Genomic DNA, 17,261 nt, shown 5'->3' on the forward strand with positions numbered 1-17,261 from the left:
TATTTAGCCACACTCCGCAAATCATTTACCGTATCAAGTTCAGATTTTTATATGAAAACTGATGTAAATGCACTTCGTTAAATTGATTCTAAATCATTAAAAACAAAGGAATTGATCTAGATCAATAAAAGGTCTTTTTACTCCTTACGACTGGTAATCAAATATCAGTTGCGGAAAAAATGTGGAGTGAGTAATTTTTACGCTCACTGTTGGTTTTGGTTTTATGTTTCCGTTTACGGTAGCTTCCAAGATGAGCGATATTGATAACCCATGTATTACCTGTGGCGCATGTTGCGCCTATTTCCGCGTTTCATTTTATTGGGCTGAATCTGAAGAAGCTGGCGGCGTTGTTCCGCAAGCATTGACAGAACAAGTCACTCCTTTTCTAAGCTGTATGCAGGGCACCAATGCTCGTTCGCCCCGCTGCGTCGCGCTGGAGGGGGAAATCGGTGAGGCAGTTTCCTGCTCTATCTATTTGAATCGCCCCACGCCCTGTCGGGAGTTTGATCAATCGGGATTAAACGGAGTAACTAATGAAGCCTGCGATCGGGCCCGTGCACGCTACGGTTTACCACCGCTGGTCGCGGCAATACCGCTGCTGGATATCGTGATGTGAAGTAAATGAATAGTTGATTGGGATTGCACACAAAGTAAAACGCCGGAAAGCTCCGGCGTTTATCTAGAGAGAATAGTTTTAGCGATGCAAGACTTATGGATTGGACATCAGCCGTGATTAACAAGCTTTGCCGCCAATACTTTGACTCGCAAGGCAATAAACTGCTCAAAGACTTGGTCAACACTCAATTTGCCGACGTTTTCATCCGGCCCTTTGATTATTGCGCAAGGAACCTTCCACGGTGCCCAATATTCAGCATCGCTGTTGCCGAACAGTGCGACAACCGGCTTTTGAACACCCGCAGCAATGTGTAACGCTCCGCCATCGCTGGTAATAATCTGATCACACAGCGACATCGCGGCCATCAGTTCGCGAATACTGCTGGTTGGTAAGGGGATCAACTGCGTGTTTTTACAGGCATCAACTATTTGCTGCGCTTTTTGGTCGTCGCCAGGATGCTCTGGGTTATCATCGGCACCCGGAGACCAGAAAAGAATAATCTGGCAATCTTCTTTCGTGCTCAGCCGTTGAATCAACTCAATGAATTTTTCTATCTGCCAGCGCTGCTGTGGCTTGCGTGAACTGATTTGCACGCCATAAATCGGCTTGTCACGATTTATCGAGAACTTTTCCGCCATTTTAGCGACTTCAATCGATGATACGTAAAGTTCAAGCGGGCCTGGCGGCTGGTTGATCCCCAGTGGAGTCGCCAGCGAATTTAGCTCTTCAACAATATGCTGGCCTTGTACTTTGGCTATCTTGTCAGTGACACAATCAGGCCCTTGACCCTCGCCGCCAACGGCAATAATACGTTTTGCACCGGACATTTTCGCCCACTGTAAAGGACGTTTGTCGCTGCTGCCCACAATTGCAACGTCATAACCCGCCATGCGGATTTCGAAAATTGTTTTAAGGCGCTGCCAGTAAACACCTAACAGGGTCTGTCCCGGCTTGCGGTGATGTGATTTGCAATAAAGATGCACTTTGCCAATATGCGGATTACCTTCCAGAACATCTTTATTATAGGTATTCACCAACAAATCAAGTTTGGTGTTTTCCTGCCCTGCAAGTGTGGCAATAAGAGGGGTCGTGAGGATGAGATCCCCGATATTATCGCGTCTTATTAATAGAATTTTCATATTCGCAGCTATGGTGAATAAACTCCCTGCATCCTAAATTTACAAAAAGAAACAAGCAAGCCTCTTTACGCAAAAGGTGCGAATTTTCATTTATTTATCCGATGCATGAATTATTTTAAAATTTGATTGTCGGCTTATTTATTGCTTTAAAATCCTGTTATTAACGCTAAATTTCACGCCATAGGTGCTGCTCAAAAAAACGCCAAAGGTAAGACTGCGTAAGAAGCAGGATTACTCGGATTGTCAGGATGCCAGAGCAGCAATTACAGGGTACAATCCGGGTTCGGAAAATATTACAGATACCCTTAGGAGCCTTCATGCCTATCACGGCCAGTACGTTGTACCGTGACAGTTTCAATTTTTTGCGTAATCAACTTGGCAGTATTTTGCTGCTGGCGCTGTTGACCGCATTTATTACCGTCATTTTAAATCACGCTTTCACCCCGGATAGCGATCAGCTCAGCATGCTTACCAGCGGCAGTGGTTCACTTTCCGATACCGCAGGCATGAGTATCCAGGAGATTATTCAGTCAATGAGCCCCGAGCAGCAAATGGTGCTGCTTAAGGTTTCGGCAGCGGCCACGTTTTCTGCTCTGGTCGGAAATGTGCTGCTGGTGGGTGGCATGATGACGCTTATCCAGCAGGTTTCTGCCGGAACGCGCACCAGCGCACTGCGCTCGATTGGCGCATCCGCTCCAACTTTACCGCGTATTTTGCTGCTGATGTTCTTGTGTACCCTGATCGTTCAGCTTGGCTTGACGTTGTTTATTGTGCCGGGCCTGATCATCGCCGTTGCTGTATCTTTTGCTCCGGTGATCGTTTCCACTGAAAAAATCGGCATCTTCAAATCCATCAAACTCAGCGCCAAACTGGCTTTTGCCAACACTCGCCTGATTGTTCCAGCCATCATGCTGTGGTTAGCGGCTAAAATGCTGGTGCTGTTGGCCGTGAGTCATCTTAAATTCCTCGAGCCGCAGGTCGTTGCCGTTGTATTTAGTGCGGTGAGCAATTTGATTTCAGCCTTTTTGCTAATCTACTTGTTCCGGCTGTACAGCAAACTGCGCGATTAAATGCGTTTTGCTTTTGAATCAGGGGCGCTGTGACGCCCCTTTGTTTTGCGCTGAGGTCATTAATTTACGTCGTTGACGGGGATAATGTAACCAACTGCAAACAAGCGCCTCAATTGACTAATAACGCTGGCAAAGTTGTCAGATTCGGTAATGCTGTACTGTACTGGCTGAAAAACGGTGTCTATTTTGAAGGCACAAAAGGATCAGGTATAGTCAGGGCTTACCTATAATATGGAATGAAGTATGAAGCAGCTCCTTGATTTTCTTCCCCTGATTGTTTTTTTTGTTTTTTATAAGCTCTACGACATTTACGTTGCATCCGGCGCGTTAATCGCCGCCACTGCGCTAGCTTTGATCTTTACCTGGATCAAATACCGTAAAGTGGAAAAAATGACGCTGATTACTTTCATTATGGTCGCCGTATTTGGCACCTTGACCCTGGTCTTCCATGACGATTTGTTTATCAAATGGAAAGTCACAGTGATCTACGTGCTGTTCTCGGGCGCACTGTTGGTGAGTCAGTTGATTTTAAAAAAACCGTTGATTCAACGGATGCTAGGTAAAGAGCTGACCTTACCGGATGCGGTTTGGGGCAAACTGAACATCGCCTGGGCAATTTTCTTCCTGATTTGTGGCCTGGCAAACATTTATGTGGCGTTTTGGTTGCCTGAAAACGTTTGGGTTAACTTCAAGGTATTTGGACTCACCGTTCTGACCTTGCTATTCACGCTGTTAAGTGGCATTTACATCTTCAGACATATGCCTGAAGAAGAAAAAGAAGAAAAAAAATAGTCGTCATTACGACGTCAGCTAGTTGAAGGTCCCCACTTGCTTTCAACTTGCAGGGAGGCGGCATTATGCTACAAGCCAACGCTTCTGCAGGTTGAAAGATTGGGGATGCATTCTCAATTCTTTCAATGTGAAGCCTATATGAACGATAAACATAAATTACCCAATGGCGAGATGGTGTTACGCACATTGGCGATGCCTGCAGACACCAATGCAAACGGCGATATTTTTGGCGGTTGGTTAATGGCGCAGATGGACATGGGCGGTGCTATCCAGGCGAAAGAAATTGCCAAAGGTCGCGTTGTTACCGTTCGCGTTGACGGCATGACCTTTCTTAAACCTGTAGCCGTTGGTGATGTGGTTTGCGTTTATGCGCGCTGCATTAAAACCGGTAATAGTTCAATTACTATCAATGTTGAAGTGTGGGTCAAAAAAGTGTCCTCAGAGCCGATCGGTCAGCGATATATTGCCACCGAAGCGGTCTTTACTTATGTTGCAGTAGACGATGAGGGCAAATCCCGTACTTTGCCTGACGGACGCAGTCACTTCAGCGTAGATTCGGGTGACACCTTAGAACATTAAGTGAATATTTGCCTCTAAATGCGTGATTCGCGGCCAATCGCCTGGCCGCGAATCACGGTTGTCATCAAAACCCTCATACCCACGGTTGCTTTTTAATTCATGTCCTGTAGATGCTGACCATTTTTAAGGTGCTGATTAACGTTTGAGATGCGTCGTGGTGTTAGTTTCACCATACACCAGATGATCAGGTTGTTTACGATAGCCTAATTGCCCTGTGAATCCGGCGATCACACCACCAATCACAAGCAGCACGAAAGCAAACCAGCTGGCTTTTGACAATTGAGCCGCAGCTTTGTCGGCAACTTCACGCGCTTTTTGCTCCGCGTCGGCCTTCAGTTGCTGGTATTTCTGATAAGCCTGAGTGTAGGCCTGCTGGGCTTTATCGACTATTTGATCGGCTTCCTGGTCGGATTTACCGGTTCTAGCCTTGATAATGTTTTTCAACGCATCACGATCGGCCGCTTGCAGCGTGCTGTCTCCACGTTGCATGACGCCGCTAAGCCACTGTTTTAAATCCTGATCGGGAGCCTGAGAGCTATTAGTTTGCTGCATCGCCTTATTGCCTGCGGCTTGAGCCTGACGTTGCAGATTCTCAGGCTGCAACTCCGGCTTACCGGTCTGACGTAGCGTGGTTGTTAATTCATTTTGCAGGTCGTCAAGATTGATATTGGCCTCCTGCAACCTGTCCTTAACCATACTCCCTGCCTGTGGCACTGCGCTGGCAATACCGCTGCCCACCGCTTTCAGCCCTTCACCGGCAACATTCATGGCTCCGCCCACCGCGCTACTCACGATCGTGGCAACAATATAGGCCGAAATCAGAGTAACTACGCCCCAGGACAATACTCCGTGCAATCCCCCTTCTCTTCTTGCCAGATGCCCGGCCACATAGCCACCGACGGCATAGGAAATCAGCACGTTGGCAAGCATCCAGATTAATGCCCCGGTTCCTAATCCATTAACCGGATTTGATTCATGCAGAGGGTCTATAGTTGATGCACCGATAGCCGTGCCGAGCATCGAAAGCAGCATATAAGTCACAATCGACAAAATGACACCTGCGAGCACAGCGCCCCATGAAATACGTCTGATATTAATACGGTAGGCGCTGGTTGTTAGCTCATCATGCGTCGGATAAACAGTCGGATCATTATGCGTCATAATTATTTCCTCTATAAATTAATGACATGAAACGATCGTGGCACTACAGCCAGCTTGACTGCCCGTCCGGGCCAGACAAAAAACGCGGCTGCCAATAATCATTCATATAAAAAACAAGGGTATTACAGATCGCTTATTCTTATTTAAGTGATATCAAAAGAATAAATAGCCATCGGTAATTAAGAGGATAGACAATAAAGCGGAAATCTGTTTGGAAATTCGTCGAATAATTCAAATAAAAAAAGAGATAAAACCGCGGCTTTATCTCTTTTTATTCAGACCTGACGGGCAGTGAGTTTTAATCCTCTACGCCACCGCCACCGTTCATTTTAAACACCAACGTGACGGTCAGATTTTTAGCCTCTTTAGGTTCGTAGCGCCATTTACTTACCGCCATCTTGACCTCACGCTCAAACATATTGCGCGGCTCGGCAGAGAGAATGCGAATGTTGTCTACCCTACCGTCGCTTTCTACGTCGAACTGTACTTTTACGCGCCCCTCGATTCGCAGCGCAAAAGCGCGCGCCGGGTACTGTGGCTTGGTCCTGTCGAGCGGACGTGGACCACTGCTGCTGCCCTGAGTTGCTGCTGCTGGTTTAGGCGCAGGTGCTACCGGTGCCTTTTGCGAAATCAACGGCGAGGTTTCGGTTTTTGCAGTCTCATGGGTCTTCTCGACCGGCTTGGGCTGTGGATGAGGCCTTGGCTTCTCGATGACTTTTTTAACCGGCTTTGGTTTAGGTTTGGGCTTCGGCTCAGGTTTTGGCTCCGGTAATGGGATTGCTACCGGTTGCGTTACCACGGGATCGGGCCTTACCTCAGGTTCCGGTTCCGGCTCTGGCTGTGGTTGAACCACGGGCTGTGGAGGCGGTGGCGGAGCAAAAGTTGCCGGATTAACCATCGTCACGCTCATGACGTGCTCTTCCTGTTTCGGCATCTTGACGGAATCTTTGATGGTGACATAAAGCAAAGCCGCGATGACTGCACCATGTATCCCGATTGACAACAGGGCCGGCAAAGTGACTCTGCGAATGATTGACTGTTTTTTTAATGGCATAGCATTGATTAAAGACATCGCTCTTGGCTGCATAGTAATTCAGTTTCCCCGTGAATCCGCAAGTTTAAATGCAAATAGCAATCATATTCAATAAGGAGATGAAAACTATTCTCAAATACTGCGATTTTGATTCACTCGGCGCCCTTTTCAGCAGCGCGGGGTTTCGATATTGTAAACACCTTCACTGGCGTACTGCGCCAGGTTTTTTAAAACAAGACAACAAGGTGACCCTATGCTTTACATGATTTATTCTGAAGATGTCCACGACTCTCTGGAAAAAAGGCGTATTGCGCGTCCGGCGCATATCGAACGCCTGCAAAAGCTTAAAGATATGGGCCGCGTATTGGTTGGCGGCCCACTCCCCGCAATTGATAGCGAAGAACCTGGTGATGCAGGTATGACCGGTTCGCTGGTCATTGCCGAGTTTGAAAGTCTTGAAGCAGCACAAAGCTGGGCCGAAGTTGACCCCTATATGCTGGCGGGTGTATACCAGAAAGTCACCGTTAAGCCGTTCAAGAAAACTATCTAATTTTTAGTTAATTAGCCCTACTCAAGAGCATGACTCGAAGAAGCGGGACAGTCCTGCTTCTTTACTCTCAACTGCCAAGCTAACCTCCTGCTTACGTGGTAGACTAAGTACCCCTACCTGTGAGGCTAGCCAATTATGTCATTCTTCGACGGATTGAAGTTTCTGACCAGTAAAACAACTAAGGTCAATTGCCCTGAATGTCACGCATCCACGGAACAGATTAGCGAGAAAGTGCGTAAAAACGCCACGCTGGTTTGCCCAAAATGTGGCGCCTTGTTTCGTATGAAAGATAATGGCTGAGAGATTTTTGGCACGAAACTCAATCACCAAACGTGCTAATAAAAGGCGCTGATTGCGCCGATTGCAGATTACCACTCATGTATTACAGTGTATAAACTGAGACGTTGTTGTTGCAGTGAATGTATCGCGCGGATTCGATAAATATGTCGGTAACGTCGCGACTGCCCCTCCAACCAACGGCTCTTCCTTCTTTGAGTCTGACGCAGCATGCGCCATCGTGCCACTTCGTTCCTACTGCGTTTCATTCAACAATTATTCCTTTAATAAGGGCCGCTTTTCAAATAATGCGGACATTATAGATCATCCCGCTCATGCCATTGATAGTTTTAGCTACGCTTAATTACAGGCTACGTAAATTTACTCACCTTTTTACAACTCAATCAGAGCTAGCTGATTGAAGCGGCAGATAAAATTATATAAAAGGTTTAACCTTTGATTCACTCTGCGTAAACTCACCAAATTGCTCGCGAACAGGATTTTTCGCCCTTATGACAACATTTTATGCAGTAATCAGTTGGCTTATGGTCTTCGGTTACTGGTTATTGATTGCCGGCGTCACGTTACGCATTTTAATGAAGCGCCGCGCGGTGCCCTCGGCCATGGCATGGCTGCTGATTATATTTATCATTCCACTGGTGGGGATTATTGCCTATCTGTCGTTTGGCGAACTGCATTTGGGGAAACGTCGCGCAGAACGAGCCAAAGCGATGTGGCCTTCAACCGCCCGCTGGCTAAACGACCTCAAGGGTTGCCATCGTATTTTCGCAAGTGAAAACAGTGACGTGGCTAAATCACTGTTCCAACTGTGTGAACGTCGCCAGGGTATCGCCGGGGTTAAAGGCAACCAGTTGCAGCTGCTAACCACCAGCGATGACACATTGAAAGCGATCATGCGTGATATCGAGCTGGCACGCCATAACATCGAAATGGTGTTTTATATCTGGCAGCCGGGCGGATTAGTCGATCAGGTCGCAGAATCTTTGATGGCCGCTTCCCGGCGCGGCGTTCACTGCCGCCTGATGCTCGACTCGGCAGGTAGCCTGCAATTTTTCCGCAGCCCGTATCCGGCGATGATGCGCAATGCCGGTATCGAAGTAGTAGAAGCTTTGAAAGTTAACCTCTTCCGCGTATTTTTGCGCCGCATGGACCTGCGCCAGCATCGCAAAGTGGTACTGATTGACAATTACGTTGCCTATACGGGCAGCATGAATATGGTTGATCCGCTGCTGTTCAAGCAGGATGCGGGTGTCGGTCAGTGGGTCGATTTAATGGCGCGTATGGAAGGCCCGGTGGCCACGACCATGGGTATTGTTTACTCCTGCGACTGGGAAATCGAAACCGGAAAACGCATTCTGCCGCCAGAGCCAGAAGTTAATCAGATGCCGTTCGAACAGGAGAGCGGCCACACAATTCAGGTGATCGCCTCCGGGCCAGGCTTCCCGGAAGACATGATCCATCAGGCGCTGCTGACTGCTTCCTATTCGGCGCGTGAACAGCTGGTGATGACTACGCCGTATTTCGTACCGAGCGATGATTTATTGCACGCAATTTGCACTGCCGCACAGCGCGGTGTTGATGTCAGTATTATTGTGCCAAAGAAAAATGATTCAATGATGGTCGATTGGGCCAGTCGGGCATTCTTTAATGAATTACTGGAAGCTGGCGTGAAGGTCTATCAGTTCGAGGGCGGATTGCTGCACACCAAGAGCATTTTGGTCGACGGACAGCTAAGCCTGGTCGGCACGGTAAATCTCGACATGCGCAGTTTGTGGTTGAATTTCGAGATTACACTGGTAATCGACGATGCCGGTTTTGGTGCCGATCTGGCCGTAGTACAGGAAGATTATCTCGCGCGTTCGCGCTTGCTCGACCCGAAAGAGTGGCTAAAAAGGCCTTTCTGGCACCGAATCGTCGAACGGCTGTTCTACTTTTTCAGTCCGTTATTGTAATAGCGGCGGCGGCAATGTTCTAATAGACCCTGTGACGGGCGGTCTGCCGCTACTCGCACCACAAACTATTGAAAGAGAAGAATATGGATCTGAACAATCGCCTGACCGAAGATGAAACCCTTGAGCAAGCCTATGATATCTTTCTCGAACTGGCTGGAGATAACCTGGATCCTGCGGACATCCTGATATTTAACCTGCAATTTGAAGAACGCGGCGGCGCTGAGTTATACGATCCGGCCGAAGACTGGGTCGAGCACGTCGATTATGACCTCAATCCTGACTTCTTTGCCGAAGTAGTCATTGGCCTGGCTGATGCCGACGGCGACCCGATCAACGATGTCTTTGCCCGCGTGCTGCTGTGCCGTGAAAAAGACCACAAGCTTTGCCATATTCTGTGGAAAGAGTAATTCTCTTTCACGCATAAAAAAACCCCGCCATGTTTTCAGCTTAACAATCGCGGGGTTTTTTATTATCTGTAATAAGCCGAAACGTGATTAAAGCGGATCGACCTTCAGGCACGACACCGCATGGCGGAAGCTGCCTTCCAGCAGTGGTCGCGTTTTGGCGCATTCTGGTCCGGCAATCGGGCAGCGGGTGCGGAACACACAGCCTGATGGCGGATTGATCGGCGAAGGTAACTCCCCTTCCAACAGCTGGATCTTCTTGTTACGCTCTTTGTCAGGGTCCGGCACCGGCACCGCAGACATCAGCGCCCGAGTGTATGGATGCTGCGGATTATGATAAACCTCGTCATAAGTCCCAAGCTCCACTGCGTGTCCCAGATACATCACCAGCACACGATCGGAAATATGCTTCACCACCGCCAGGTCGTGGGCGATAAAGATTAGCGACAGGCCCATCTCACGCTGCAACTGCTGCAACAGGTTAACGACCTGTGCCTGAATTGATACGTCCAGCGCCGAAACCGGCTCGTCACAAATCACCAGCTTGGGTTCGAGTATCAGCGCACGCGCAATGCCGATACGCTGACACTGGCCACCCGAGAACTCATGCGGATAGCGGTTAACCAGGTTAGGCAGCAGGCCAACCTTCAGCATCATCGCCTTGACCTTCTCCCTGACCTGCTGTTTAGGCATTTTAGGATTATAGGTACGCAGCGGTTCGGCAATGATCTCGCCGATGTTCATACGCGGGTTCAGCGAGGCGAGTGGATCCTGGAAGATCATCTGGATATCGCTGCGGGTGTTGCGCCATTCGGCATCAGACATATTCAGCAGATCTTTACCCAGCCAGGCAACGTGCCCGTCGGTAGCTTTGACCAAACCTATCAGCGCACGGGCAAAAGTCGATTTACCACAGCCCGACTCACCCACTACGCCCAGCGTTTCGCCTTCGTACAGACGCAGGGTTACGCCGTCTACTGCTTTCAGGGTTTTCGAAGGCTGCCAGAACCACTGCTTGCCGTCTTTAATGGCAAAATGAACCTTGAGATCGGCGACTTCCAGCAACACTTTTCTGTCACTTTCTGGCTGAGCTTTTGGAGGATAAATACCGGTTACTTCACTCATACTAACTCCCCCACAGGCTTGAAGCAGGCGCGCAAGCGGCCATCACCAAAACGTTCCAGCGGCGGCGCGCTGGCACAAACTTCCATCGCGTAAGGACAGCGTGGCTGGAATGGACACCCTTTCGGTAAACGCAACAGGTTCGGCGGATTACCGGGGATAGTCAACAGCGACTCGCCTTCGGCATCCAGACGCGGTACCGCATTGAGCAGGCCGATAGAGTACGGATGACTTGGCTGGTAAAACACGTCGCGTGCCTGACCATATTCCATGGTCCGCCCGGCGTACATCACCAGCACTTTGTCGCAAATACCCGCAACTACCCCGAGATCGTGAGTGATCATGATAATTGCCGTGTTAAATTCACGTTTTAGATCGTTTAGCAGCGTCATAATCTGTGCCTGAACGGTCACATCCAGCGCGGTAGTCGGTTCATCGGCAATCAGCAGTTTAGGACTGCACAACAGCGCCATGGCAATCATTACGCGCTGACGCATCCCGCCGGAGAATTCGTGCGGATACATTTTCATTCGCTTGCGCGCTTCCGGCATTTTTACTGCATCGAGCATGCGAATCGAACCTTCGAACGCCTCTGCACGGCTCATGTTCTTATGCAGCATCAGCACTTCCATCAGCTGTTCGCCGACTTTCATATACGGGTTCAACGAGGTCATCGGGTCTTGGAAAATCATCGAAATCTGTTCTGCACGCAGCTTGTTAAGCTGTTTTGGCGGCAGGTTAAGGATCTCTTTGCCGTTAAATTTCGCAGAACCGTCGATGCGCCCGTTGCTGGCAAGCAGCCCCATCAGTGCAAATGCGGTTTGCGATTTACCAGACCCGGATTCGCCGACAATGCCCAGCGTTTCACCAGCACGCAGGTCAAAATTCAAATCGTTGACGGCGGTAACATCCCCGTCCGGTGTGCCAAAAGTGACACGCAAATCTTTTACATCCAGCAGAATCGGCGTTTTTGCTGCATCAACCGCCTGCGGAGTGCTACTGCTAAATTCAATGGTGCTCATCTTCACACTCCTTAACGATCTTTCGGATCGAGCGCATCACGCAGCCCGTCGCCGATAAAGTTGAAACAAAACAGCGTTATCACCAGAAAACCAGCCGGGAAGAACAGCAACCATGGAGAAACTTCCATTGAGTTGGCGCCGTCACTCAGCAATGCGCCCCAGCTGCTCAGCGGCTCCTGGGTGCCTAATCCGAGGAAGCTCAGGAAAGATTCAAACAGGATCATGCTTGGCACCAACAGCGAGGCGTAAACGACAACGACGCCCAGCACGTTGGGAACAATGTGGCGCAGCACAATATTGCGCGTTGAAACCCCGCTGACCAGCGCTGCTTCGATAAACTCTTTACGTTTCAGGCTAAGAGTCTGACCGCGAACGATACGCGCCATATCAAGCCAGGACACCATGCCGATGGCGACAAAAATCAGGAAAATGTTCTGCCCGAAGAAAGTGACCAGCAGGATAACAAAGAACATGAATGGGAAGGAGTTGAGGATTTCCAGCAGGCGCATCATTGCCGAGTCGGTTTTGCCGCCGAGATACCCGGAAATCGAACCGTAAAGTGTGCCGAGAACGACGGCCACCAGCGCAGCAGAAACCCCGACCATCAGCGAGATACGCCCACCAATCGCAACGCGCACCAACAGGTCACGACCCGAGGAGTCAGTACCGAAATAGTGTCCTGAAGCGAAATCAGGCGCGGCCGACATCATATTCCAGTCGGTATCGTCATAGCGAAAATGCGAAATCATCGGAACGAAAGTCACAAACAGCGCGATAAAAAATAACACTATCAGGCTGACAATTGCCGCGCGGTTATGAATAAAACGGCGACGGGCGTCCTGCCATAGGCTGCGCCCTTCTACCTCGAGCTTCTCTGTGAAATTCTCCAGAGCTTCGCTGCTTTTCTTTTTGGTTAACATCATGAGCGTGCTCCAGCCTTAATAACGGATTTTCGGATCGATAACGGCGTATAGCACGTCAACGATCGCGTTAAACAGAATCGTTAACGCACCAACCAGAATGGTCAGGCTTAATACCAGCGAGTAGTCACGGTTTAAGGCACCGTTGACAAAAAGCTGGCCGATACCCGGTAATCCGTAAATGCTTTCGACCACCATAGAACCGGTGATAATGCCGACAAAGGCCGGACCCATATAGGAAATCACCGGTAACATTGCCGGTTTCAGCGCGTGACGGAAAATAATCCGACTCAGCGGCAGGCCTTTGGCTCGCGCGGTACGGATAAAGTTGGAATGCAACACTTCAATCATCGAGCCGCGAGTGATACGCGCGATGCTGGCGATATAAGCCAGTGACAGCGCCACCATTGGCAGAACCATATATTTGAAGCCACCGTTGTGCCAGCCGCCTCCGGGCAGCCATTTCAACAGGATAGAGAAAATCAGTACCAGTAAGGGAGCAACCACGAAGCTCGGAATAACCACCCCGGTCATGGCAAAGCCCATCACTGTGTAGTCCCATTTGGTGTTCTGGTTAAGGGCGGCGATTACCCCGGCAGAAACACCAAGCACTATAGCCAATATAAAGGCAGCCAAACCCAGCTTCGCCGATACCGGGAAGGAGGTCGCCACCAAATCATTGACGCTATAGTCTTTATATTTGAACGACGGGCCAAAATCACCGTGCGCCAGCTGGTCCAGATAATGGAAATATTGCTTGTACATTGGGTCATTGAGGTGATATTTCGCCTCAATGTTGGCCATGACTTCCGGCGGAAGATTGCGCTCTCCGGTAAACGGACTTCCCGGCGCGAGACGCATCATAAAAAATGAAATCGTAATCAGAATAAACAGCGTTGGGATCGCTTCCAGACAACGACGGAAAATAAACTTTAACATTGCTCGTACCTGCTTTGCTCAGCGTGTTACTACCTGCTCAAACAGAACAGGACGGCTCGGGTAACCGCCCTGTTCCTTCACTTACTAGTGTTTGATGATGTAGAGATCTTTATCGTAAACGTTATCCTGCGGGTCTTTACCGCTGTAACCGCCGACGTATTGTTTAACCAGACGGGCATTTACATAGTAATAAAGAGGCACGATCACCGAGTCTTTGTCCAACTGCTGCGCTGCTTTCTCATAGTAATCAGCACGCTCTTCATCGGTTTTAGCCTTCAGAGCCTGAGCAATAATGCTGTCAAACGCCGGGCTCTTATAGTGAGCAGAGTTATTGCTGCTGTCAGAAAGCATGATGTTCAGGAATGAGGTTGGTTCATTGTAATCAGAGCACCAGCCCGCACGCGCCACGTCGTAGTTGCCGTCATGACGGCTTTCAAGGAAGGTCTTCCACTCCTGGTTTTCAAGCTTGACATTTACACCCAGGTTTTTCTTCCAGATAGCCGCGGCGGCGATAGCCAGCTTCTTGTGCAGGTCAGAAGAGTTATAAAGCAGGTTAAAGGTCAGCGGCTTGTCGGCGGTATAACCGGCTTCGGCCAGCAGTTTTCTGCCTTCGGCGTTACGCTGTTCCTGAGTTTCTTTGAACCAGGCCGGAGGAGTCAGCTTGCCATAAGTTCCATCGGTGTAAGGCGGCGTAATGCCGTAGGCTGGCAGGTCGCCCTGTGCCTTGACCTTATTCACGATGATGTCGCGATCCAGACCCAGTTTCAGCGCGGTACGCACGCGGTTATCGGTGAACGGCGCTTTCTGATTATTGATTTCATAATAATAAGTACACAGGTACGGGTCGGCGTGCAGTTCTTTAGGAATATCTTTTTTAAGTTTTGAGAACAGTTCGATCGGCATGTTGTTGTAAGTCATGTCGATTTCGCCACTGCGATAGCGGTTAACGTCAGAAACTTCAGAAGAGATTGGCAGGAATGTGACTTGATTCAGAACGGTTTTAGCATTGTCCCAGTAATCTGGGTTACGTACCAGAACGATACGTTCGTTAACAGTCCAGGTTTTCAGCTTGAATGCGCCATTGCTGACGTAGTTTTCAGGCTGGGTCCATTTGTCGCCAAACTTCTCTACCGCTGGCTTGTAAACCGGCTTCAACGCGGTGTGCGACAGCATTTTAACGAAATAAGGCACCGGCTCGCTCAGCGTTACCTGCAGAGTGTGGTCATCAAGGGCTTTAACCCCCAGCGTGTCCGGGCTTTTTTTACCGGCGATAATATCGTCGATATTCACCACGTGGCCGTATTGCAGGTAGCTTTCATATGGAGAGGCAGTTTTCGGGTCTGCCAGGCGCTCCCAGCTGTAAACGAAATCAGCGGCGGTAACCGGCTGGCCGTTTGACCATTTTGCATCTTTACGCAGGTGGAAGGTCCAAACCGTAAAGTCTTTATTTTCCCAGCTTTCGGCAACGCCAGGAATGACACTACCGTCTTTCGGCGAGGTATCGGTCAATCCTTCCAGCAGGTCGCGGATCACGTTGGATTCCGGGACACCTTCAACTTTGTGTGGGTCAAGTGACTGAACTTCAGCGCCGTTGTTACGTACCAGCTCTTGTTTATCAGCAAGCTGAACGCCAGCTGTTACAACTGCAGCAAAAGTGCTGAAGGATGAAACGGCACCGACTGCGGCCAGAATACCGGCGGCGAGAAGGTGTTTTTTTGTGATGTTGGTCATTACTATCAACTCCGATTGTTATTATTTGCCTGTTAAGGCCAACCCCTACCGGGTTAAATCTCTTGATGAACAGGAACGAATTGCTCACCTCGAAACGTCAAGTTGTCAGTCTTTCCTGTTGGATAGACTCCCCTTATTGCATTACCTCTGATGTCACTTTTACTGCCTGTTACTGAATCTGTTGCCGCTCAATGAATTTTTGCTAAAAACCTGCCGGCAAATCCGTTGCGAAATTTCTTTTATTGCCAGAAAAGTTTTTTGAGCTTGAGGTGCATATTATTTCTGATAAGTCACCGGAATTTATTCAGGAAACACGAGTACTCATATCCCGGGGAGATCAGTATCAGAATAATTAAATTCACATAGGATTGCCGATAATATGCAGCAAAGCTGAAAGGAACAGCGCCAGGAGAAGAGCTCGGTTATGGAAGAGGTATTTGTTGTTTTCAACCGTTTTTCTCCTGAAAAAAAATAAATAGGCCATTCTTTAGAACTTAGCTGAGAAAGCTTTGCAAGATCCGTTCTCAATTCGGCACAACGCCGAAATATTTTCTATTTAAAAAGTTGCCGAAAATTATCAGATGCAGAAAATCTGCGCGAATAAATTTTACGGAAATGTTAACTGATTCTCTTTTATCACCGGTAACAAGTAGACGGACCAGTGAGATTATCAACATGAAAAAAACACAACTTATTGTTTTTATGGTTATTTTTATAAATTCAAATCAAAAATTAAGTGTTTTAGTTGCTTAAAAACGGTTCAAACAGATTCCGTTAACATAACGTTACTTTTAAGAATAAACCCCTGTTATCTGCGCGGTAAACACTAATAACATCTCGAAACGGCATGTACAAGAGCTACAGAATGATGTGATTAATTAAACGGCGAAACGGGCAATAAAAGTCGAAAAAAAGTCCTGAAACGACAAAGAAAAGTAGTATAAATAGGGAGTTGATTGGCAATAGGCTTTAGAATGCAATTTTATGCCACATTTGGGTGCAATAGCACATTTTAGGTACATTAGATGCACTATTATAAGGCGAGGGAATATTAGTATTAGTAATAATAAGCAGAAGTGTGATCTCTCCTGCTTAATTAAATTTTATGCCGCTCCAGATAAAAATTTACACCAGGCCGGGGAAAATTGTTTTCACCCCGTTAACAATAAACTCGATTCCCAGCGCCATTAGTAGCAAGCCCATAATACGGGTAATCACGTTAATCCCTGTCTGGCCAAGTAATTTCATTACTATTGGCGCAGCCCGAAACAGCAGCCAGCAACAGAAACAGAACAAGGCAATTGCCACGGTGAAGCCAAAAAGGTTTTCCCAACTATGGTAACGGGAACTCCAGACAATGGTAGAACTGATCGCCCCCGGCCCGGCCATTAAGGGCAAAGCCAAGGGGACAACCCCAACATTTTCACGGATTGCAGTTTCTGATTTTTCCTGCTTGTTCTGTTTATCTTCCCCTAACTTGCCGCTAATCATCGACATCGCTATCGTCACAACCAGAATGCCACCAGCGATACGGAAAGAATCAATCGAGATGCCGAACAGGTGCAAAATACCGTCACCCAGGAATAATGAAACGCACAGAATAATAGCTACCGAAAAGTTGGCCGTTGTGTTGGTTTTGTTGCGCCCGGCAGCTGCCTGATAGCTGGTCATACTGATAAACACCGGCAAGATCCCTATCGGATTGACCAACGCAAACAGACCCACAAAGAACTTGATATAACCTGAAAAATCCAAAATTGTCTGGCCCACGCATCGCCCCGCATCAGGATAAAGAAAGAAGTTATTTATGGGCGCTAATGTACTGGAATTGCCGCTTTCACGCCATGAAGAAAATCAGAATATTTGACTAGATTCAACGGAAAAAATAGTCAATTTAACGATTAAATTGCCACCACAATTTTCCAAATAAAAAC

18 protein-coding genes are annotated in these 17,261 nt (G+C 48.3%); 8 read left to right on the forward strand and 10 right to left on the reverse strand.

The window, feature by feature from the left end:
- The first annotated feature begins 250 nt into the window (after positions 1–250).
- Complete coding sequence (locus tag AB3G37_RS15435) at positions 251–616, forward strand: YkgJ family cysteine cluster protein (protein ID WP_009635986.1); 366 nt, start codon at positions 251–253, stop codon at positions 614–616.
- Between the two features lie 107 nt (positions 617–723).
- Here the strand turns inward: AB3G37_RS15435 and AB3G37_RS15440 are convergent, their stop codons facing one another.
- Positions 724–1,755, reverse strand: a complete 1,032-nt coding sequence (locus tag AB3G37_RS15440) for a glycosyltransferase family 9 protein (RefSeq protein WP_369788391.1) — start codon at positions 1,753–1,755, stop codon at positions 724–726.
- 317 nt (positions 1,756–2,072) lie between these two features.
- Between AB3G37_RS15440 and AB3G37_RS15445 the strand changes: the two genes are divergently transcribed.
- The 3 genes from AB3G37_RS15445 to yciA all read left to right on the forward strand — a co-directional run bounded on the left by AB3G37_RS15445 (position 2,073) and on the right by yciA (position 4,196).
- A complete protein-coding gene (locus tag AB3G37_RS15445) occupies positions 2,073–2,825 on the forward strand; it encodes a YciC family protein (protein ID WP_369788392.1) in 753 nt (250 codons plus the stop codon).
- Positions 2,826–3,068: 243 nt separating this feature from the next.
- Positions 3,069–3,617, forward strand: a complete 549-nt coding sequence (locus tag AB3G37_RS15450) for a septation protein A (RefSeq protein ID WP_369788393.1) — start codon at positions 3,069–3,071, stop codon at positions 3,615–3,617.
- 138 nt (positions 3,618–3,755) lie between these two features.
- Entirely contained in the window at positions 3,756–4,196 is a 441-nt protein-coding gene (yciA, locus tag AB3G37_RS15455; protein WP_037377773.1) for an acyl-CoA thioester hydrolase YciA, read from the forward strand.
- A 135-nt stretch (positions 4,197–4,331) separates the two neighbouring features.
- Here the strand turns inward: yciA and AB3G37_RS15460 are convergent, their stop codons facing one another.
- Together AB3G37_RS15460 and AB3G37_RS15465 are read right to left on the reverse strand one after the other, a co-directional pair.
- Positions 4,332–5,357: a hypothetical protein gene (locus AB3G37_RS15460; protein WP_369788394.1), complete on the reverse strand. Its 1,026-nt coding sequence runs from the start codon at positions 5,355–5,357 to the stop codon at positions 4,332–4,334.
- Between the two features lie 298 nt (positions 5,358–5,655).
- On the reverse strand, positions 5,656–6,411 hold the full coding sequence (locus tag AB3G37_RS15465; RefSeq protein WP_369790972.1) for an energy transducer TonB: 756 nt from the start codon (positions 6,409–6,411) through the stop codon (positions 5,656–5,658).
- Between the two features lie 232 nt (positions 6,412–6,643).
- On the opposite strand from AB3G37_RS15465, the gene AB3G37_RS15470 reads away from it, so the two are divergent.
- On the forward strand, positions 6,644–6,940 hold the full coding sequence (locus AB3G37_RS15470; protein WP_009635979.1) for a YciI family protein: 297 nt from the start codon (positions 6,644–6,646) through the stop codon (positions 6,938–6,940).
- Between the two features lie 135 nt (positions 6,941–7,075).
- The gene (locus tag AB3G37_RS15475; protein ID WP_009635978.1) at positions 7,076–7,240 is read left to right on the forward strand and encodes a YnfU family zinc-binding protein; all 165 of its coding nucleotides are present in this window, start codon (positions 7,076–7,078) and stop codon (positions 7,238–7,240) included.
- A gap of 68 nt (positions 7,241–7,308) precedes the next feature.
- On the opposite strand, the gene AB3G37_RS15480 is transcribed toward AB3G37_RS15475, so the two are convergent.
- Positions 7,309–7,485 carry a YciY family protein gene (locus AB3G37_RS15480; protein ID WP_369788395.1) on the reverse strand — a complete coding sequence of 59 codons (177 nt, stop codon included), beginning with the start codon at positions 7,483–7,485 and terminating at the stop codon, positions 7,309–7,311.
- Between the two features lie 243 nt (positions 7,486–7,728).
- Here AB3G37_RS15480 and cls point away from each other — a divergent pair, with 243 nt between their 5' ends.
- On the forward strand, positions 7,729–9,189 hold the full coding sequence (cls, locus tag AB3G37_RS15485) for a cardiolipin synthase (protein WP_009635977.1): 1,461 nt from the start codon (positions 7,729–7,731) through the stop codon (positions 9,187–9,189).
- A gap of 83 nt (positions 9,190–9,272) precedes the next feature.
- A complete protein-coding gene (locus AB3G37_RS15490) occupies positions 9,273–9,596 on the forward strand; it encodes an HI1450 family dsDNA-mimic protein (RefSeq protein WP_009635976.1) in 324 nt (107 codons plus the stop codon).
- Positions 9,597–9,683: 87 nt separating this feature from the next.
- Here the strand turns inward: AB3G37_RS15490 and oppF are convergent, their stop codons facing one another.
- The 6 genes from oppF to AB3G37_RS15520 all read right to left on the reverse strand — a co-directional run bounded on the left by oppF (position 9,684) and on the right by AB3G37_RS15520 (position 17,097).
- On the reverse strand, positions 9,684–10,718 hold the full coding sequence (oppF, locus tag AB3G37_RS15495; protein ID WP_369788396.1) for a murein tripeptide/oligopeptide ABC transporter ATP binding protein OppF: 1,035 nt from the start codon (positions 10,716–10,718) through the stop codon (positions 9,684–9,686).
- Positions 10,715–11,737, reverse strand: coding sequence for an ABC transporter ATP-binding protein (locus AB3G37_RS15500; RefSeq protein ID WP_009635974.1), 1,023 nt, complete (start codon positions 11,735–11,737; stop codon positions 10,715–10,717). The genes oppF and AB3G37_RS15500 overlap by 4 nt, the downstream gene beginning before the upstream one ends.
- Positions 11,738–11,748: 11 nt before the next feature.
- Positions 11,749–12,657 carry an oligopeptide ABC transporter permease OppC gene (gene oppC / locus AB3G37_RS15505; protein WP_009635973.1) on the reverse strand — a complete coding sequence of 303 codons (909 nt, stop codon included), beginning with the start codon at positions 12,655–12,657 and terminating at the stop codon, positions 11,749–11,751.
- Between the two features lie 18 nt (positions 12,658–12,675).
- On the reverse strand, positions 12,676–13,596 hold the full coding sequence (gene oppB / locus AB3G37_RS15510) for an oligopeptide ABC transporter permease OppB (RefSeq protein WP_009635972.1): 921 nt from the start codon (positions 13,594–13,596) through the stop codon (positions 12,676–12,678).
- An 84-nt stretch (positions 13,597–13,680) separates the two neighbouring features.
- Positions 13,681–15,327 (reverse strand): oligopeptide ABC transporter substrate-binding protein OppA, encoded by a 1,647-nt coding sequence (gene oppA / locus AB3G37_RS15515; protein ID WP_009635971.1) that lies wholly within the window; start codon positions 15,325–15,327, stop codon positions 13,681–13,683.
- A 1,125-nt stretch (positions 15,328–16,452) separates the two neighbouring features.
- Entirely contained in the window at positions 16,453–17,097 is a 645-nt protein-coding gene (locus AB3G37_RS15520; protein WP_369788397.1) for a YchE family NAAT transporter, read from the reverse strand.
- Between the last annotated feature and the right edge of the window lie 164 nt (positions 17,098–17,261).

Source organism: Rouxiella sp. WC2420 (assembly GCF_041200025.1).
Taxonomy (GTDB): Bacteria; Pseudomonadota; Gammaproteobacteria; order Enterobacterales; family Enterobacteriaceae; genus Rouxiella.